The sequence below is a fragment of the Maribacter sp. UH1 genome (genome assembly GCF_056839145.1).
In genome coordinates this window covers 4,103,883-4,124,348 of record NZ_CM166387.1, presented here as the reverse complement: position 1 = coordinate 4,124,348, position 20,466 = coordinate 4,103,883, and the positions used below count along the sequence as shown (strand labels likewise).

Genomic DNA, 20,466 nt, shown 5'->3' with positions numbered 1-20,466 from the left:
CGTTGTACTGCATTATGACCAACCATCAAATTTTTATTTAAAACAACAAAATGCAATTGGAAAAAGAGCTATTTACAGCTTTGTTTGAAGCTAATAAGAATCGTGTAATTGAGCTAATAGAACGCAATAAAATAGACATAAATAAATACTCGGAATTTTCTAGTGAAAACTCAATTTTAATTGAATCGCTTTTATGTCAATCTGAATTTAAGGGTTCACAAAAACAACTTGAAATCGTTAATTTTTTAATAGAAAACAACGTCAATCTCAACTGGAAAAACAAACGTGGATTCAATGCTCTCCATATTGCACTTGAATATCACGAACTTTCAAAAATATCACTTGCCTTAATCAAAACCGGTAAGATGGACATCAATATTGCGGAAGAAAAAAATGGAAATAATCCTATTTTTACTGCCATTAGAGAGTACGGAAAAACTTGGCGAGAGGAACAAAAAGAATTAAATAAGATAAGATTCGAAATCATAAAAGAATTGCTAAATCTTGGAGCGGATTTGGACAAACTTAATAAAAGTGGAATTTCATCAAGACGGTGGATTGAGATATCAAATGACAAAAAATTGCATGAATTGATTGAGAAACACGACGCAAAATAACGCAGTACAACAATACCTAAACGTAATGCGGACTTTAGGGCAAAACCGAAAGGTCTGTGTATACCTGCCTGCCGGCAGGCAGGTTTATAAAGTCGCTAAATCTTATAGATTTAGCTTTGGAACAAAAAAGAAAAAGCAAAACAATAAGCTTTAGCTTCGTGCGCAGACGGAAACGAAAAGTTTCTTTGCCCCCGCACTACGCTTAGCCCGAACGTTAGCTGCAATGCCGAAAAAATGAAAAACATCGCATACATATTAATCATTCTATTCCAATTTCAGTTCGTAATCGGACAAGAAGATGTAATCTATATCTCGAATGACAAACAATACGGAGAATTGAAAAACGGACTTCCTGAACGAGACTCAATAATTGAATTAACTCGCAACGGAAAGATAATCGGAAAAGGTGCTTTAGCAGTTGACAAAAACGGAATTAGTGACTTAAAGGTTGGATATTGGAAAGAATACTATGAAAACGGAAAGTTAAAATCTGATGGAAATTACAAATTAGGCTCTTATATAGGCTGTGGTGTTGGTGGAGCGTTCCGTGCTTTTCATTATTATCGAAATGGATTATGGAAATTCTATAACGACAAAGGAAAACTGATTTATGAATTGATTTTTGAGCCGACTGAATTACACATTGCAACGACCTGCGAAGGTGGAGATAAATTACTTTTCGGAATTATTAAAGAAATCCCGCTAAAATATTGGGGAGATTTAACGAGTGATAAAGTATTTGAATTACAGAAAATTAAAAACGAAGAAGATGATTTTACAGAAATATGGACACCTTTAAACGGGCGAATATTTATAGAAATAATTAAAAATTAGTGAATAAAGCACAGCAGCTAACACCGTATAAAAAACATAGGGCGTTTGTGCTAAACTGAAAGGTCTGTGAATATTAATGAAGTCCGCTAAATATAAAATTTGGCATTTTCAATAATAAAGATAAATACAAAATATTATATTTGGCTAAGTGTTAAACCCCAAATGTAGTGCTTATCACCTGCCCTACGTTTCTTATACTGAACGTTGTAGTGCATTTAAGAAAATGAAAGCAACCATTAAGATATCGCTACTAATTTTAATTATGACAACAATTGGTTGCCAGGATTCTGAACGTAGGAAAAAGAATGAACAACTAGCTCTAATTGAATACGGAAAAATCAATAATCAAAAAGATAGCTTGGGTGTAGAACTTGAGCTAAGTAAGTTTGAAAATTTCAGAGAACTACTGAATCGGACTGAAGAGGTCGCTTGTCATGATAGTCTGCCAAAAGTCAACTTCAGAACTGCTACAAATTTATAAACAGTATACTTCCATAATCCATGTTGGAAAAAGTACCTGTGCATACTTTTCAAGCATAAAAATACGATTAGAATCCACAACGATACAGTAACTAAATCATGGGATTTATATTACCCATTGGACAGTATAGAAAATGTTTTAAGAAGGGACATCGAAAACTATGGCAAAAACCCAATGCTAGCTGACAAACCTGAAAAGCTACTTATTTATATCTCATACGACACAAATGGACTTAAGAAATTACCTAAAACTTTGGATAGGCTTACCGAAGCTTACTCAAAAATTACTGATAGTACTAATATAAATATATGGCTAGACGAAAAATTTGACATACCACCTCCGCCAAACGAACCTGAATATGTAGAGGAAATAGAGTTTACGGAATAAAAACGCACTACAACAGAACCTAAAATTAATACGGTGGTTTGGTGTTTATTCCGAACGTTAGTGTAATTTTATAAGGTCGTCAAATCTGTTTGATTTGACATTTTTAATAACAAAAAAATAAACGCAAACAAAAAGCTTTGTCTTAGCACGAAGACGGAAACTTTACAGTTTCCTTGGTTCCGCACTAATCTTAGCTTTGGCGTTTTGCGAAAGTTTGACTCGTCCTGTAATATATATATTACATAATGAATATGAAAAAAGATTAAGGGGGATATCTTAAAAGAAATTGTACAAGAATTGGATTACGGAAATAACTGTAATTACAATATAAAATATAGATAAAATTGTCACCATTCCTAATGTCTTAGATACTTCAGCAGAATAAGATTTAGTAGAATTTTTACGAGATGACTTGAATAAGATAAATAACCAAAAAGCAAATTAGATAAAATTAGAAGTGTGAAAAAGCTTCGATTCATTATAAATATCTTCGCATAATAGCAGCAAATCAATTCGTTAACAATTACTATTTAGATTTGTTATAAATAATTTGGATAATTTAAAATGCAAATATACATTTGCCTCAAATTCATTATTTAAATTAAGTCTAAATTAAAACAGATGAAAAGAATACCAATTGTCATTATCGTAATGCTACTCTATAATTTTACATTTGCACAAAACGCAACGATAACAGGAACAGTAACCGACATAGATAAAACACCCCTATTTGGTTTAAATGTTTCAATATTAAGTACGGTCAAAGGAACACAAACCGATGAAAACGGAAAATTTGAAATCGCTAACTTGGAACAAGGAGATTACACTGTTATCTTTTCTTATATAGGATTTAAAACAAAAGAAATTCCGGTTACCGTTTCAAACGATCAAAACATAAATTTAGGCTCAATTCAACTATTTGAAGGAAATGAGATATTATCAGAAGTTACGGTTGAAGCTGAACGTAGAAACAAATTTTCTCGAAAACAGACAGCCTACGTTTCTAAAATGCCCTTAAAAAACATTGAGAATTCTCAAGTTTACAATACAATTACCAACCAGCTACTTATTTCTCAATCAGTAAACACCTTTCAAGAAGCTTTATCTAATGCCGCAGGTATTACTCAATTATGGTCATCTACGGGTAGAAGTGGTGATGGTGCAGGGTATTATTCAAGTCGAGGTTTTGCTGTTCAACCACAATTGGTAAATGGCGTACCTGGTATTACAAATGGTTTTATAAACCCGTCTAATGTAGAACGCATTGAGGTAATCAAAGGTCCCTCTGGCACTTTGTTCGGTAGCTCTGTAACTTCTTATGGCGGTCTAATTAATATTGTAACAAAAAAACCATACAGTGGTACAGGTGGTGAAATTACTGTTTCAGGTGGATCTTATGATTTTGCAAAACTAAATGCAGATGTAAATGTTAGCCCTAACGACAACTTATCTTTACGATTTAATGCTGGTTTTCAGCAAGAACATAGTTTTCAAGATGCTGGTTTAAAGAAATCAGTTTTCGTAGCTCCGTCAATTTCGTATAAGGTTAATAATGACCTTACGCTTAACTTTTCTTATGAAGCATCTGGTAACGAACAAACCAACGAAACGTTTTTGTTCTTAAACCGATATGCTCCTTTAGCTTTTAATTCTATTGAAGAATTAGATTACGATACCAATCTATCTTTTACTAGTAATGATGTTACTATTGACAATATCACTCAAAATTACAGAGGTGAAATCGCCTATAAAATTTCAGACCAATGGGATTCTCAAACTTTAATCTCTGGTGGTCTTGCTAAATCATTAGGTTATTATACTTATTTATGGAACGGCTCTGATAATCTGTTCAATTTATATGCGCAAGACACTGACGCAAGAACAAAAACACTTAACCTACAACAAAACTTTACAGGAACTTTTAAAATTGGTGATATACAGAACAAATTATTAGTGGGTATAGATTATTTAGATTACAATATCATTGATAACAGCTCTAATTGGGGCTATTTACATACTATAAATTTAGATGGTGATTTGGTTTTCGATGAGCCTGAGATAAATGAAGAAAACTTAAGTACCGCATTAACAGGACTAGGTTATTTAGACAGTGATATTCAACAAAATATTTTTGGCGCATATATTTCTGATGTTATTAATATATCGCCTTCGTTATCTGTAATGGGAAGCGTTCGTTACGATAGATTTAACTACCAAGGTGATAAGAACACAGATACTGATGATGACACCGAATATACAGAAACTACGTTTTCTCCGAAATTTGGGATTGTTTACCAACCTATCATCAACGAACTATCGCTTTTTGCAAACTACCAAAATGGTTTCTCTTACGTAAACCCACAATATATTACTGATTATGATTCAGGGGAAGTTACGCTTCAAGCTTATGATGTTGAGCAAGCCAATCAATTTGAAGTTGGTGCAAAATCGAATATGTTCAACAGCAAATTAGAAGCAACTTTAAGTTACTACAATATTAATGTTGATAACAAATATTATTGGGCGACACAAACTCAAGATTTAGAAGTCAATAGTCAAGGTATAGAATTAGAAGTAAATGCCAACCCAATTGAAGGCTTGAACATTCACTCTGGGTTTAGTTATAACGATTCTGAAATAACTAACTCTCCTTCTGCTACAGAATTAATAGGAAACAGATATGGCGAGTCTGGTCCAGAAATAACCTATAACTTTTGGACTGATTATAAATTTCATAAAAACTTTGGAGTTGGCGCAGGTTTCAATGGTCAAAGTGAATATGACACCATGGTAGACTACAAAGCAACAACAGGAAGTTTTTTCATACCAGGGTATACTATTTTTAATGCATCTATCTATTATGAAACAGATAAATATAGAATTGGTGTTAAAGGAAATAATCTAGCTGACAAAACCTATTATTCAGGATGGAGCACTATAACGCCACAACAACGAAGAGTAATTCTAGGTACGTTCAGTTTTAAATTTTAGTATATAACAAACAAAGGCAACTGAGAACAGTTGCCTTTACTTCTCTTTTGATATGGCGATAAAAAAACATATTCTAACACTACATAAAATACTGGGTCTAGCCACAGGAATTGTAGTCTTTATTGTGAGTATTACCGGTTGTTTATGGGCTTTTAGAGCAGAAATAGAAAGTACTTACAACGAATATAAAAAAGTAGTACCTCAAGATGCCCCCATACTTACACCTACAGAAGCAAAAACAATTGCTAAAAAAGTATTTCCTGACAATCATATTCACGGAAGCCTCTTTAAAAAAGCAGATGATGCCATAGAAGTTATATTTTATGATGCTGAACCAGAATTTTACCGTAGTGTATTTTTAAATCCATACACAGGAGAAGTAATTCAAGTAGACGATCACCTTACCGGTTTTTTTGCTTTTGTTCTTAAAGGGCATGTACGAATGTGGTTACCTAAAGGTATTGGAGAACAGGTGGTAGGCGCATCAATTTTACTATTTATATTCATTATCATTTCCGGTTTTATTTTATGGATTCCTAAAAAAAGAAAAAACTTAAAACAACGATTAAAATTCGATTGGAAAAATACCACAAGATGGAAACGCAAAAACTTTGATTTACATACTGTCGTTGGTTTCTACATTTGTTCGTTGGCATTAATATTAGCCTTCACAGGCTCAATGATGTCTTATAACTGGTTAATGTATGTTGTTTATAAATCTGTTGGTGGCAACAAAGAAGTAACATTTATTATTCCTGAAAACAAAAGTCAAACCTTAGCTAAAAAGAGTGAAATACCTATGGACGGGTTAATCGTAAAACTGATGAAAGAATCACCAGAAGCCACTTCATATGAACTGCACTACCCGAGTTCTAAAGATGAGAGTATTTATGTTGAAGTGTCTAACAGTGAAGATTTATATTACGATGCCGATTTTAGATTCTTTGACCAAAATACTTTAGAAGAAATAGAAACACCAAGTATTTATGGTAAATACAAAAATGGCAAAGCTGCCGACAAAATTGTTCGTATGACCTATGATATTCACATTGGAGCAATTGGCGGTATAGCTGGTAAAATTATTGCTTTTATAATCAGTTTACTTACAGCTAGTTTACCCGTAACTGGTGTATTACTCTGGTACGGAAGAAACTACAAAAAGAAAGACGGAAATTTAAAAAAAGAACAATCTTACTAAATTTAATGATTATGCCTCAATTCAAATACTGCTAGTAGCCGTCGAGCTTTTAATCGTTACGCGAATTTTTACAGGATTATTTTTATTTTAGCACTAAAACAACTGAAAAAAAAGCAAATATTTTAGAGATTACACTAATACTAAAGATCTGCGTATTTTATTAGGTTGCTAATCCCAAAAGCTATTGGGAATAGATTTAACTTTCAACAGGAAAAAATAAAACAAAGCAGTAATATTATATAAACCTGATAGCATTTAGCATATTTCAATTATACAACAACTAACTGCGCATTACTATAAATTCAACGTAAGCCCAAAACTAACATTAGAAGATTTATTATCGTCTAGCTCAGAATTAAAATTGATTACCGAGTAGTTATAAAGTGCAGAAAAACTGATTCTTTTTGTTAGCGGCATTTGCGCCTTAAACTGACTTAAAATTCTATGATTACTAATATTATCGTACAATGGCTGAAAGTAAAAAGTTCCAGTAATATCTAAATTATACTTTTTAAAATTCTGATTTAAAGAAAGGTAACTACTGTTTCTATGATTGTAGAATTTTTGGTCTGATGATGCAACTGACTCTACTTCATAAATATATGAGTTACCCAAATAAGCCAATGTTCCTTTTTTATCTAAAATTTTAAGACGTAAACCAACACCCAATAGGTTTCTATCGGATATGGTCAAGTTCTCATTATATTGATTTTGAACAAATGCCTCTAAACGAAACAGGTCTGTCAATTTCTGATTAAACCTAGCATGTAGAAAATATGAATTTTGAAAGTCTTCATCTTTAGATCGTATTAAATTTACATTTCCTATAAAAAAGTAAATACTCTTAAGATTTTTAGACTTAAACTGCGTTGTAACATTTGAGTTGATCTGAAGAATATATTCGCCATTGTTATCGGTATAATTAAAAAGCAAATCGCTATTCAAAACAAACCTCAACGAGTCTGTATGCATGCGTTTAGATTCTATATTCACTAACTGAGCCTCGACAAAAAAGCTTATGAAAAATATGGAGATACAGCAAATTAATGTAATAAAATTTAAGGTCGGTTTCATGGAAAGTCGCACTTCTAATTCTTTAGCTATGTAGGCAGCATTTGTTTACAAAACTATTGCTAAATATTTTCTAAGAAAAGAAGTAAAGACTTCTATTTCAACAAAAACAATGATTGTTCGTTTTTATGCATTGTCAACTTAAAAGTTAAAGCCCAAGCTAAACACTAATCTATTTCCATCTCCACCATGGTAAAAACCCAAATTTCCTGTTAGGGCACTAAACCCTGAAATCCAAACAGACCCACCATAATCATTGTGCCATTTAGAAGAATTATCATTATCTGACCAAATACGCCCGTAATCAAATCCGGCACTTACGCCCATTTGTATAGGTATAAAATTAGTTCTAAACCTTGTTACACCTACTCTAAGGTCGGTACTTTGGTAAAAGGAAGATTTACCGTTGAACCTTTCATTTCTATAAGCTCGTAAGCTGGTATTACCACCTAATACAGCACCATGATAAAATTCATAATTATCACCTAGTATTGCTTCTCCCGCTATCTTAGTTGCTATGACCGCTATACCACTTGGGTGTAATGGGTATGTTAATGAAACGGAAGGTTTTATATAGGCAAAACTATTATCATAACCATTTATATTGGATTTATAACCCGTGGCAATATCTGCAGCCATTACACGATTTGGAAATGCAGGATCATTTTGATTTTTATACCCATACCCTATTTCACCAGACAAATACAATTGTTGATCATAAACGTCATTATCCTCTGTAAATACCTGCCCAACTAGACGCTCATCATCATTGGAAACGTCAAAAGATTCTAGAGATGATTTTACATAGAAACTACTACCCATACTTTTGTGAATTAAATATGGAGATATATTCCATTGTCTTATACGTACCCTATTAAAATCTCGGTCTAAATCAGAATTATATTGCGACTCATTACCTTCTCCAAAATAATTCATTGTAAAATTAGGACTAGCATACCTTGCATCAAATCCAAAGTTCCAATCATAGAAAACATGTGCAAACTCTGCATTATAGTCTATAGCATAACCATTAGTAGCAAAAAAATATTCAGCACCAATGGTATGCTGTGATTTAAATGGATTGTTTGCCAGACCATAGGTTGTAAAACGGTCTTTTAATCCTATTCTAAAGCCGGTATCTCCATCAAATCCTATACTAGGAAAAACAACGTTCTCTGTATATTTTCTTTTCTGATAATCATATGTATTGATGTCATAAGAATCCGTAAGCCATTTTTTAGACTTTGGGTTGATGATAGTATTGTTCTTACTTTTAAAATCATACAACTTTATCTTTCTGGTGGTTTTAAAATCATAGGTGTCATTTTTCTTGCCACCAATAATTTTTATATCTATAAAATCATCTCCCTTACCTTCAACAGTAAAAGTATCTTTACCATCCAAACCGTATATCCAAATTTCTTCCGTTTGTTTTGCGTTATAGGTATTGTTGAAAATTACAGAATCATGAGAAATTGAAATATTGGTTTCACCATTAGATTTTCTGGTTATTACCACCTCATCGTCATCTTCAGTACCTAGAATTACCTCAAAATTATTAAGGTAATCGTAATAAGACTTTGCTATGGTCTGTAAACCATCTCGGCGAGATTGTAGGTTCTTTTTTATCTCATCTATACTTTGGTCTTGAGCAGCTTCTGGTAAGGTATTAAATGCCGATGCTATAGCTTCATCAGATAAATTTTTTTGAATAAAATCTACTTGCTTTTTCCAATCGTTCCAATTAGCAGTTTTTATAAAGGTCTTATCTAATGGATAACCAGATAGATTAAACCACTTTACATTCTTTACATCAGCATCATAACTTTCCATTTTACGAAGCAATGGAAAAGTAAACTTTAATAACCTTATAATGGTTCCGTCATATTTAGGAAAAGCTTGATCCCAATCTCTTGGAATAGCTTCGTATCTCTTTTTACCGTCTTCTGTTTTAAATTGAGCCCAACGCCATTGATCTTGATGACGATCCCAGTTTCCTACTAGCATATCAAATAAACGAGCTCTGATAAAACTAGGTTCATCTACATAAGAATTTTTAGTTTCCATCAATTCTAATCGTAGATCTGTAGTGCTTATAATATCGTCGGGTTTACCAAAAGTTTCAAAGTTTTTGTTTTCGTCACCTGCGTGCTCTTCTAACATAAAAAGCGCGTTGCCGTAATCTTCATTATAAATACCCAATCCTTTTTGTTTAGGTACATAGTAAATTTTAGGGTTCGCATGCAGCACATTTAAAGTTTCGGATAAATCGTTCATTGCAAATTGGGCATACGGGTGTGCAGTGGTATAGAAATCCATCAAATATCGCTCGGCAACGGTACCGTCAAGGTAATCTTCAACATAGTGATTGTTAATTGCATTAGTTTGCAAAAAACGCAATGCACTCTTACGTAATGCACGTAAGGTATATTCATTTTCATTATCATCTATAAGTCTAAGCGATCTTGATTGGGTTCCCCCACCTTCAGAAACTGGTTTTACATTATTGGGCAATTCATCTAAATACAATACCGGAGCTTCAATTTCTTTACTATAAAGACTTCTAAAATGATCGCCCCAAAACCATTTATAAAATCCGCTTTTATCAGTTTCTTCTTTAGAATAAATAGATGCCTTTGCTGTATTTGTATTTAGTTTTTTAGGATAAGAAATATCATCTAGAGAAAGGCGTTCTCTTTTTATATTTTGGTTAAAAGCTAAGGCTGAAACACCATTTTCAATCTCTATTAAATCAACCTCAGAACTGCCATCTTTATAAACGGTCAGTTTTGCATAACCATTTTTATCAGATTTAACATGTTCTTCTTTAGGGGCTCTAGCTTTTTCAGTTTCACCCACTGCCCCACTAATAATTTGAGGGATACCATCGTCTTCTAGATACTGTAAGTTTCTGTCTTTACCAGAAACAAAAATAACATCATTGAATTGACTGGCAATAGTTTCCATTCTACCACGTAAATTTCTGTTTTCTTTATTTTGGTATGATTGTGGAGTAAAACCTCCCATCTTGTCTATTGCAGAAATTTTAGAGTTACTCATGACCGGTTGATACATAGCAACGATTACTGTTTTTCCTTGACTATCCTTTAAATCATCTTTAAATTCTGCCAAAAACTGATCTCTGGTCTTTATTTCACACTTCTGATTGATGTACGGGTGATTATCCCAATCTTCTAAAAACCACTGAGAATCTACCATTTCTAATACAACTTCATCATTTATTGTTTCCTTCTCAATTGGGCAACCGTCATTTGGCCAAAATTTGGCTTTACTGTTATCCTGTAAAAAGGATTCAAGGTCATCTATACTTTGTGGTGCACCTGTTAGCCATTCATTTCTGCCAGGTGTTAAAATAACATTACCGTCAAATTGGTCCCAAAGGGTCATTAGGGGTTTTAAATATGCCTTTGCCATGCCTTGGTTTTCTTCTTTTCCAGGAAAACCTTTTTGATTAATGACATTACCTAAAAGCAATAATGTAGCATTGGTATCATTTTTAGAATCCAGATTAATTTGTTCTAAAACCTTTTTGGCTTCTTGAAAAGAAACGTTGCCCACATTGGAAGTAATGTAAAAGGAATGGGAAACCTCTTTTTCTGAATTGGATTTTAACTCATTTACATTTTGAGAGTAAATAAAATAATGTCCAAAAAGAAAAATCAATAATATGAATTGTGAACGCATGAAGTTGTTTTTGTTTGTCTGATTGATGTTATTATAGTCGGTCTCTTACTTTTATATTTTATAGATGTTTGTCAAGTATAATAGACAACACACCTAATTTTATAATTATAATTAAAGCGTCTATATATTACTTTAATATCAGTTATAAATCGATGACCATATTTATCGGTTGTAGTACAAAAATACCTAGGTATTTAGTAGTGAATTAACTCGATTAAGAATTTAAGTAGCCATAAAAATTATCTACATCTTCGTTAATTTATAATGACCAAAGGTTTCTGTATTTTTGAAGCTTAAGAATAGCTTAAAACATATTAGAATTTAAGATTAAAGTCTATACTTCCCAAATGCAAAATTTAAAAATCCATTATCACCCAGACATTTCGTCTTTAGAGCACAAATCAATTTTTACCAGACTTGCAACAAGGAGTATTGCTATACAGGGCGATACTATTTTATTGCTTTATACAGAAAGATATGAAGACTATAGCTTACCCGGTGGTGGTTTAGATGACGGCGAAGATAAAATAGAAGGTATGATTCGTGAACTGAGTGAAGAAACCGGAGCGTTAGAGGTGAGAAATATTAAACCCTTTGGCATATATGAAGAATATAGACCATGGCACAAACCAGATTTTGATATTCAACACATGATTTCTTACTGTTATACCTGCGAAATCAATACAGAGCTTGGCGCATCTAAAATGGAACATTACGAAATTAAAAATGGCATGACAGCAAAATGGGTAAACATTTACGAAGCCATTGCTCACAACAAAAAAACAATGCTTGAAAGTGCTAAAAAAGGAATGTCCATTGAGAGAGAAACCTTTTTATTAGAACTGTTGGCTGAGCGTATGTCATAAAAATAGTTCTGAATAATAAATTATAGTAAAAGCGTAATACTCACCGCTCCACACCTATCTAGAAATATCATAAAAATGAAAATTCAACTCTTAAGTTTTGTAGTATTACTTACCATTACACAATCATTAATTGGGCAAACTAAAAAGCAGCAGAAAGAAGCAGAAGCTTATTATAAAAATGAGCAATTAGTTAACAAATTTACAAACTCATGGTATTGGCTATTCGGACCATCTAATAGCCAAGAAAATAATAAAGATTACAGTATTGTACATTGGGAGTTAAATGAAGGTGGTTGGTATTCTGGACAAGGTTTCAACAATGATTATAACGGTTATGGCATTCAACATAAACCAAAAGACAACAGCTTTATTTTTAGTAATTGGAAAAATACGAGCCCTAACGGAATGACCTTGTCACAAAGTCTGGATTATAGCTTTATGGGCACATATGAAAACCAAGAGAAAAATGGTTTTGGTATTACTAAGTGGTCTAATTACAAGCCTTTTAGTAATGAAAATTATAAAAATGTTATAAAATATGTAGGTGAGTATAAAGATGGTGTATGGAGTGGCTACGGCATCATTTACTTTAGAAATGGCACGTATAAATCTGGCATTTTTGTAGATAGCATATTAAGTAAAGAATTACCTAAAATTGAAGTACTAGAAGCTCTAGGTTTTTAAAGAGTCTCTTTTAGTTAAAAGGTAAATTATCAATAAAAAGGCAGCAATATAAATTGCTGCCTTTTTTATTTTTATAAGATGTAATATCAATAGACTATTGTGTTTAGTCTATGCCCTGTGCATCGCTAATAACACGATCAATGAAGTCGGTATTTATATATAAAAGCCTTGCTAGGTTGTACAGTACATTAACTTCACTATCATCTATATGCCCATCTGCATAAGAGATAATAGATAAATCTCTAAGAATATTTAGCTTTTGCATAACCGAAAGAACAATATGTAAATCATGGGTAAGTTGTTGTACCTCACTGATCATTTCATCTTCAGTTAGACCTTTAATGGTCATCATACAATTTGCAAATATTTTAGGAGCTACAATGCTACTTAACGCTTGTATTTCTGAATCGTCTACTACCCCATCTGCATTAGATATTAAATAACCGCCTAAGAACATTAAACGCTGAATTTTCTCTGAATGTTCGCCCTCTTCCTCTAGGTTTTCTGGCTCCATTAATGACATAATGCGTTTAATTTCAACCTCCATAGCCTCTTCGGTAATTTCACCCGTAATGCTATCGTTAAATGCCGCATACGTTTCACTCTTATTAAAAAGCTCTAACGCTTTAATTCGTAATGGGCTAAATGGGTGGCTACTGTACCAATCTGAAGGATCATGATTGGCATCATTCAAAACCTCTTCTAAATCTACAAACTGCTCTATATAAGAATTCAATTGAAAGTCTAAAGAATCTGTAGTTACCCCAGAAGATAGTTTAAAGAAGGTACGCCCCACAGCCTCAAAATCTTGACAACATAGGAGTCCGGCTCTATCCGCACTGATTTCTGCATTTCTGTTCCATGCATAAAGTTTCATTGCATGTATTGGTGCCAAATCATTTTCACCAGTATCTAGAATTTGCCTTACCGGATAATCAAAATGCTCAAATAGCACATGCCCTATTTCATGACCAACAACAAAGGTCAACTCCTCTTTAGAAAAACGCTCTAAAATACCTGATGATAAAATGATATATAATTTATTCTCATCTGGCGGATAACAAGATGCATTGAACATATCGCTTTGATATACAAAAAACTCAATGTCAGCTTTAAGCTTTAGAATATTCTTGCAATGCTCACCAATTTCATGAAGCATCGGTGCCAAAGTTTTTGTTAGTCTTAAACTAGATTTTAATAAGTGTTTTCTAGATTTAAACTTACCGCTATTGGTATTTACTTTTTCTAAAGTTTTTTGTATTAATTCATCTTGTTGAAAAGCGATAACATAATCTCTATCAGCATCATAAACCAATAAATTTAAATCTATATCCGCTCTTTTATTAGTGTAAATTTCTGGTTCTTCAGCTACAATTGCTTTATGGTTCAATGCATTGATTTCTTTAATTTTGGCAGTATATTCTGTTGCCAATTCTGTAGTTATATTTTGAAAAACTACACTCGCTTCTTGTATTTTTTCTAAATTACCAGATGCTTGAGCTTCGTTCAACTCGGTCAACATTCTTTCTTGCGCAGTATTGATAGCCGCTTGATGTTCCTTTTCTAAATCTGCTAATGTTTGTGATGTATATGACATAGTTTGCTTATGCTTGAGTTAATAGATTTGTATTAGATATTTTCATTAGGCGACCTTTTAAATCGAATATTCCCAGTATTTGATCTTTTCCATTTTTAGCTACTACATTATTACCGGGTAGCTCTACTTCATACCCTTTAGATTTTAAGTAAAAGAACAAGCTGTATTTATGTGGAAAATTGTATTCTGATGCTACTTTGGAAAAGTGAGAGCAAATTAACGCTGGTGCAGTCCTTGCCTTACTATCTGCCTCTTCTGATTTTATGGTAACATATACTATCAATCCTTTAAAGGTTAAAGGCACGTAACAGCTTTCTCCTAAAATTACCGATGCAATGGTGGAGAAAAACACTCCGGGATCCGAATCTGTTTCTATTTTAGGAATTGTGAAATCTTCTATTTGGTACGTTTCTCCTAAAGCTTTTACACCTAATGATGTTTGTATGAATTTCTCAGGAATACCACTTTGGTTATTTCCCCATGCCCACAACCAACTTTTCTCGTTCTCAGAATACGTTCCAAGCACTTGAATATTAAATACCTTATCTTCTCCAAAAGTTACTTTTCCATCAAGCATATCACAGCTCCAGCCTAAGCCTTCCACCATTTCTCCAAAAATTTCTTGTTTTTCAATAGAACCTACAAAAGCCTGGTTATAAAGCTCTTGTATAGAAACAGCTTCTTTTTGACTTTCTGTAGTACTTTCAGAACTATTCTCTTTAGCACAAATAGCAGTACTTCCTGTTTCTGTTCCTATATTAGAAGCAGGACTACTATTCTCTGCAAAATCTTCCAATTTATCTTCTAACAAAGAGATAATACGCGCTGTTCTATCTTCTACTTTATCTGCGTTTATTACCGGACTATGATCAATTTTTAGCACACCATCTTCAAAAGTTATAGCGCGCTCTTCATTATGATGATCATTTTCATTGATGATGGTTACTTTTTTTAATCCCGCTTTTAATAAATCAATACCCATATCATCTACACAAATTGCTTTAAAGGCTTCAATTAATGGCAGAAAATATATTTTTGGAAATGTATCATTATACAGGTGAGAAAAGCGATCTTCTTGTAATGTATCCCATTGAATTTCTATGGCTACATTATGTCCTGCAGCTGCATAGATATCAGCTTCTAATGCTGGGTATAAATCGTTCTCAAATGCTTTAATTATTCTTTTTTCTTTAAGTCCCATAATGGTTTAATTTTAATTATTGATAAATGATTTGTTTGTTTATAATACTTGAAGAAGCTTTTCTTCTATAACCTCAGATAGCTTATTAGGCAAAGCTTTGCTAATAGCTATTGAGATGGTTAATACGTTATCAGTGATTTTAAGTTGTACCGTATCACCTTGCCTTAAGGCTATACTATGGACACCTTGCCAGGCTTCTTTACCTAAAGCATCTTTGGTAATTTGGTTTATCGCATTATTTAATGCCTTAAACACATCTTGAATATTTAATCTATTGTTTAGCTCATCTATAGAAATACCTTCTATATTGAATTCTTGAATGTGGCTTCCCAATTGAATTTGTTCATTCTGCAACCATCGTTTAAGTTGTAAAACGGTAAGCTTTTCATCTGTAGAAGAAAGAGGTCTACTAATGGCGCCCTTAGATAATTCTACGACCATTTTCTTTGGCTGTTTTATAATTACAACCGCAATACGGTGCACATTAAAAAAGGATACTTGCTCATCTTGCGACAGTATACATAACGATCTCAGGTGATTGTCGTCTTTAGAAATATTCAGAATAATACCCTCTAAATAAGTTCCGTTATCTAATGAAATACCTATAAGAATATCTTCTTCTTTTTTAAAAACTGACATAAGTATTTCCTCTGGCGTTTGAGCTACAAACGCTTTGTAATATAATTTTTCCATGATAAAATTTGGTTATGATTCTACTTCTAGATATTGATACTCTTCTGGTAGTTGTTTTATTAGATAGAGATAAGTATTCTCTTCAGAGATGGTTTTGTAATCGTAATATTTATAAGTATCAAGTGCTAAATCTGGATAGGTCATTTTTACCAATCCCATACCTACGCCTTCCGTTAATTGGTTGTTTTCAAAAGGATCTTTTCGTGGCTCATGCTTTTCAAAAGCAATATAAAATGTGTTTAAACATTTTTGATGAACCCATATGTGATTAAGGTATACTGGTGATTCTGGTTTGGAAAATTGCTTTTCAACAACCTGAACAATATGGGCTGCTTTTGCAGAACCATAATTATTAACGAGAATAGCATTGTGCTTGTAATTAAATGAATGATTGTAATCATCATTTGTATTAGGTTTTATAATTAATTCATAAAAACCTTTATTCTCATCTTTTACACTAAAATTTATATGTCCGTCAAGATCCCATGTATCTGGGTATTGTTTTAAAAGACCGCATATTTTATTTGAAAAATATTCAAAGTCCTCTAGTGTAGGTTCAGCTTCTAAGCCTAAATCTAGTGTGTGGTTAAAGACATCTATATCAATCTTCAGAACATCCTCTTGCAACAACTCATGTAATTCTTTCTCTAATATTATTGCTTGCTGCTGATACCTTGTTAAAGATTCAATACCCCTATCATTATTTGTATGATAAGGAAAATGAACATCCTTATTTTTAGCATCCCATTCAAAAGTTATTACAATATTGATATTTTCTTTAAGCTCTAATTCTACCCGGTATAAATGAGGGTTCATGTTAGCAGCGTTAAAGTTTCTTTTAAAAGTCAAAATTTCATACTTGTCGTTATGAAACTCATGTAAGTGAGCTACAAAGTCTCTTTTTGCTTTTACATCAGATAATTTAAAGCTCAAGACAAACAATAAAATTACAAGTACAAAGACGCAAATAATAAATTTGAACATAACTCTATCTTTAACCAATTACACTTTCGATTTAAAGGTTGTCTATAAATTATTTTCTAATAATTCTGACAGTACAGTAGTACGCTCTTCTACATGATCAGCATTTATAATCGGACTATGGTCAATAGTTAATACTCCGTCAGAAAAAGTGAATCCGTTCTTTGGGTTATGGTGATCTTTAGTATTGGTAATGCGAATTTCTTTTAAGCTTTCTGCTAAAGCTTCTTTACCCATATCATCAGCAGTAATTGATTTTAAAGCTTCGATTAGAGGAATGAAATAAATTTTTGGATAAGAGTCATTGTAAAGATGCATGAAGCGATCTTCAAATAAAGTCTCCCACTCAATGTTTAAAGGAACATTAAAAGCTGCGGCTTCAATAATTTGAGCCTTTAACTGTGGAAATTGTTCTTCTTGAAAGGTCTTTGTAAAACGGTTTTCTTTTAATCCCATGATGTATATTTTTAAGGGTTATTTGTTTATTTACCTCAAAACTATAACATGAATTAGCAGACTTTAAATCCGTTTTATAAGTGCATATCTCTATTTTATATTTGCGTCTAAAGCGTATCTAAAATCTGTTTTAAGTACGATTTTTTACGTGTGGCAACAGGTATGGTTTCATCATTAGTTAAGCGAACAGTATTATTTACGTTCACTGTTTTAATATACTTTATGTTTACCAAATGAGATTGGTGTACACGAACAAAAGTGTGCTCGCTTAATATATTTTCATAATACTTAAGATTACGTGCACTCATAATCTTTTTATCCGTAGTATGAAAAGTAGTATAGGCACCATCTGACTGGCACCTGACTATATCTGCTATTTGTAGAAAATATTGAGCATCGGCAGTTTTAATCAATAAGGTTTTTTGAATTTCTTTTTCATCTAGTTCAGAAACTTTCTCTACCGCATTTTTATAAACCTGCTCTTTCTTAAAGCCAACTCTAAATCTATCTATACACGAAGACAACTCTTCAGAATCTATAGGTTTTAATAAGTAATCTATAGTATCGAATTTTATAGCCTTAATTGCGAACTCGTCATAAGCCGTGGTAAAAATTATTTTGAAAGCAATACTTTTTAAAGATTCTAATATTTTAAAAGCATTACCACCAATAAGCTCAATATCCAAGAAAACAAGATCAGGATTATTAACCTTTAAAAATGAAATAGCTTCTTCAACATTATCTATTTTAGCGATAACATCTATATCTTTTTGGGTGTATGTAATGAGCTTATCTAAAGTATTAAGTGCATTAAACTCATCTTCTATTATGACAGCCTTTATCATGAAAGTTTCAATTTAAAAAATACTTTTGTACCTGTAGGTTTTCTATGTTCATCAAATAAATCTTCTATCATAAAAGATTTTTCCTCTCCCTTCTTTCTCATTTTCAAACGCTCTAAAAATATAGTTGTAGCATGTAGCTCTTCCGTTAACTTTTCTTTCTTTGCTTTTGCTGATCTACCTAAACCATTATCAATAATTACAAACAATAAGCCCTCAGGGTCCTTTTCTATTTTCAATATAAGTTCGCCACCATCTTTCTTCTCTTTCAACCCATATTCTATAGCATTCTCAACAAATGGCTGTAGTAACATTGGTGGTACATTTATAGAATTTACACCTAAAGAATCTTCAATTTCTATAGTATAAGAAAACACATTATTAAAGCGCAACTGTTGGGTTTCTATGTAATTTTTTATCATAGAAATTTCTTTATCAAGAGATATAGATTCTTTTCTGACATAGTCGAAATTTTGTCTTATCAACTTAGAGAACCTAGCAATATAATTAGATGATTTTATAGGGTTACCTTCTAAGGTAATATTCTGAATAGCCGCTAAGGTGTTAAATATAAAATGCGGATTCATTTGTACACGCAAAAGACTCTGCTCTAATTTAGAAGCCTTATTGGCTGCTTTTAATTTGGTATTGTATATATAAAAACCAGTAGCGATCAAGATGAAAACAAACAACATAATAGCACTGGCTAAAAGCAGCTGATTTCTATTATTGATTTCTTTTTGATAACTTATTTCGGTCTCTTTCTGTTTCACCTCATAATTAACATTAGCAAAGTTCAAAAGCCTATCTTTTTCTAGATTGCTAACGGTCAACTGTAAACTATCTCTCAGAATTTGGTGATCTAATGCCGTAGTATAATCACCAGACATAATAGCTATAGCTATTAGTTTATCCCTAACTTCTATTTCCTCTTTTATATTATGGTTAGCTATGTATATTTCTAAGGCTTTTTTATAATTTACTTCTGCCGAATCATTTTCGGTTTTTAATAAAAATAAGTTCCCCAAACCTTTATATGGTGCTGCATTGATTGCTTTTATGTTTTTATTTAAAGTAGCAGAACCTCTTAAAAATTTTTCGGCACTTTCATATTCACCTGCTTCTATATAGGTATAGCCAATATTATTTAAAATACTGACCATAGTCTTTGGATCTCTCTGAGTTTGACTTAAGGCCATGGCTTCAGAAAAACTGGTCAAAGCTTTGTTATATTCTTTTAGTTTTAGATAAACACTGGCCTTGTTACCCTTAATAGCAATTATAGAAGTGGTGTCTGTACCTTTAGAAAATAAACTATCGGTAGCTTTTACATAATTTAAGGCCTTATCATAATCTTTAAGTTGAAAATGAAGTTTAAAAAGTTGATTATAAGCTTTTCCCTCAATTCGTTTATCATTAATTAATTGCGCCATACTCAGTGCTTTTAAGGCATAAATTTGAGATGTTTCAACATCTCCCATATGCAGTGAAGCCCCGCTAAGGGTAATTAAACTTCTACTCTCATTATACGTATCATTAAGTTCAACAAATAAATCAAGGCTTTTTGTTTGAGTATTAAAAGCTTCTTGATATTTATCGTTAAGGTATAAAGCTTCCCCTTTATTGAATAACAACATGGCTCTTTCCAAGGTTGTTAATTGCGTAGTATTTTGCAATAAACTATCTAGTTTTAAGATAGATTGTTCAGGTTGTTTTTGAATTAAACTATCAATGGCTATTAAGCTATTTTCTATCCTAGGGCGTATTGTATCTGCTTTGGTACAAGCAAAAAGTGACAGTATAAAAAAAGCATAAAAACCTAATCGTCTTAGGCTCATGTATATTGCAGTCATATAGGTTGA

At 32.4% G+C, this 20,466-nt stretch carries 17 protein-coding genes; 8 read left to right on the top strand and 9 right to left on the bottom strand.

Annotated elements, in window-relative coordinates:
- Positions 1-50: 50 nt before the first annotated feature.
- From UH1x_RS17785 to UH1x_RS17760, 6 genes are all read left to right on the top strand, one after another.
- A complete protein-coding gene (locus UH1x_RS17785; RefSeq protein ID WP_482623302.1) occupies positions 51-617 on the top strand; it encodes an ankyrin repeat domain-containing protein in 567 nt (188 codons plus the stop codon).
- A 234-nt stretch (positions 618-851) separates the two neighbouring features.
- Positions 852-1,451: a toxin-antitoxin system YwqK family antitoxin gene (locus tag UH1x_RS17780; protein ID WP_482623301.1), complete on the top strand. Its 600-nt coding sequence runs from the start codon at positions 852-854 to the stop codon at positions 1,449-1,451.
- Positions 1,452-1,599: 148 nt separating this feature from the next.
- On the top strand, positions 1,600-1,932 hold the full coding sequence (locus UH1x_RS17775; RefSeq protein ID WP_482623300.1) for a hypothetical protein: 333 nt from the start codon (positions 1,600-1,602) through the stop codon (positions 1,930-1,932).
- A 117-nt stretch (positions 1,933-2,049) separates the two neighbouring features.
- Positions 2,050-2,319, top strand: coding sequence for a hypothetical protein (locus tag UH1x_RS17770; RefSeq protein WP_482623299.1), 270 nt, complete (start codon positions 2,050-2,052; stop codon positions 2,317-2,319).
- A gap of 621 nt (positions 2,320-2,940) precedes the next feature.
- Positions 2,941-5,310, top strand: a complete 2,370-nt coding sequence (locus UH1x_RS17765; protein ID WP_482623298.1) for a TonB-dependent receptor domain-containing protein — start codon at positions 2,941-2,943, stop codon at positions 5,308-5,310.
- 52 nt (positions 5,311-5,362) lie between these two features.
- Positions 5,363-6,508, top strand: a complete 1,146-nt coding sequence (locus UH1x_RS17760; RefSeq protein WP_482623297.1) for a PepSY-associated TM helix domain-containing protein — start codon at positions 5,363-5,365, stop codon at positions 6,506-6,508.
- Positions 6,509-6,802: 294 nt separating this feature from the next.
- On the opposite strand, the gene UH1x_RS17755 is transcribed toward UH1x_RS17760, so the two are convergent.
- Positions 6,803-7,480 (bottom strand): DUF481 domain-containing protein, encoded by a 678-nt coding sequence (locus UH1x_RS17755; protein ID WP_482623296.1) that lies wholly within the window; start codon positions 7,478-7,480, stop codon positions 6,803-6,805.
- A gap of 240 nt (positions 7,481-7,720) precedes the next feature.
- Entirely contained in the window at positions 7,721-11,284 is a 3,564-nt protein-coding gene (locus UH1x_RS17750; protein ID WP_482623295.1) for a BamA/TamA family outer membrane protein, read from the bottom strand.
- A 347-nt stretch (positions 11,285-11,631) separates the two neighbouring features.
- On the opposite strand from UH1x_RS17750, the gene UH1x_RS17745 reads away from it, so the two are divergent.
- A complete protein-coding gene (locus UH1x_RS17745; RefSeq protein WP_482623294.1) occupies positions 11,632-12,150 on the top strand; it encodes an NUDIX hydrolase in 519 nt (172 codons plus the stop codon).
- A gap of 75 nt (positions 12,151-12,225) precedes the next feature.
- Positions 12,226-12,834 (top strand): MORN repeat-containing protein, encoded by a 609-nt coding sequence (locus UH1x_RS17740; RefSeq protein ID WP_482623293.1) that lies wholly within the window; start codon positions 12,226-12,228, stop codon positions 12,832-12,834.
- A 103-nt stretch (positions 12,835-12,937) separates the two neighbouring features.
- Here the strand turns inward: UH1x_RS17740 and UH1x_RS17735 are convergent, their stop codons facing one another.
- The 7 genes from UH1x_RS17735 to UH1x_RS17705 all read right to left on the bottom strand — a co-directional run bounded on the left by UH1x_RS17735 (position 12,938) and on the right by UH1x_RS17705 (position 20,457).
- On the bottom strand, positions 12,938-14,431 hold the full coding sequence (locus UH1x_RS17735; RefSeq protein WP_482623292.1) for a M48 family metalloprotease: 1,494 nt from the start codon (positions 14,429-14,431) through the stop codon (positions 12,938-12,940).
- A gap of 7 nt (positions 14,432-14,438) precedes the next feature.
- Positions 14,439-15,632: a DUF6882 domain-containing protein gene (locus UH1x_RS17730; RefSeq protein WP_482623291.1), complete on the bottom strand. Its 1,194-nt coding sequence runs from the start codon at positions 15,630-15,632 to the stop codon at positions 14,439-14,441.
- 39 nt (positions 15,633-15,671) lie between these two features.
- A complete protein-coding gene (locus UH1x_RS17725; protein ID WP_482623290.1) occupies positions 15,672-16,325 on the bottom strand; it encodes a hypothetical protein in 654 nt (217 codons plus the stop codon).
- A 12-nt stretch (positions 16,326-16,337) separates the two neighbouring features.
- The gene (locus UH1x_RS17720; RefSeq protein ID WP_482623289.1) at positions 16,338-17,309 is read right to left on the bottom strand and encodes a hypothetical protein; all 972 of its coding nucleotides are present in this window, start codon (positions 17,307-17,309) and stop codon (positions 16,338-16,340) included.
- 42 nt (positions 17,310-17,351) lie between these two features.
- Positions 17,352-17,762 carry a hypothetical protein gene (locus UH1x_RS17715; protein ID WP_482623288.1) on the bottom strand — a complete coding sequence of 137 codons (411 nt, stop codon included), beginning with the start codon at positions 17,760-17,762 and terminating at the stop codon, positions 17,352-17,354.
- Between the two features lie 107 nt (positions 17,763-17,869).
- Positions 17,870-18,607: a LytR/AlgR family response regulator transcription factor gene (locus UH1x_RS17710; protein WP_482623287.1), complete on the bottom strand. Its 738-nt coding sequence runs from the start codon at positions 18,605-18,607 to the stop codon at positions 17,870-17,872.
- Positions 18,604-20,457 carry a tetratricopeptide repeat-containing sensor histidine kinase gene (locus UH1x_RS17705; protein ID WP_482623286.1) on the bottom strand — a complete coding sequence of 618 codons (1,854 nt, stop codon included), beginning with the start codon at positions 20,455-20,457 and terminating at the stop codon, positions 18,604-18,606. The genes UH1x_RS17710 and UH1x_RS17705 overlap by 4 nt, the downstream gene beginning before the upstream one ends.
- Positions 20,458-20,466 lie beyond the last annotated feature (9 nt).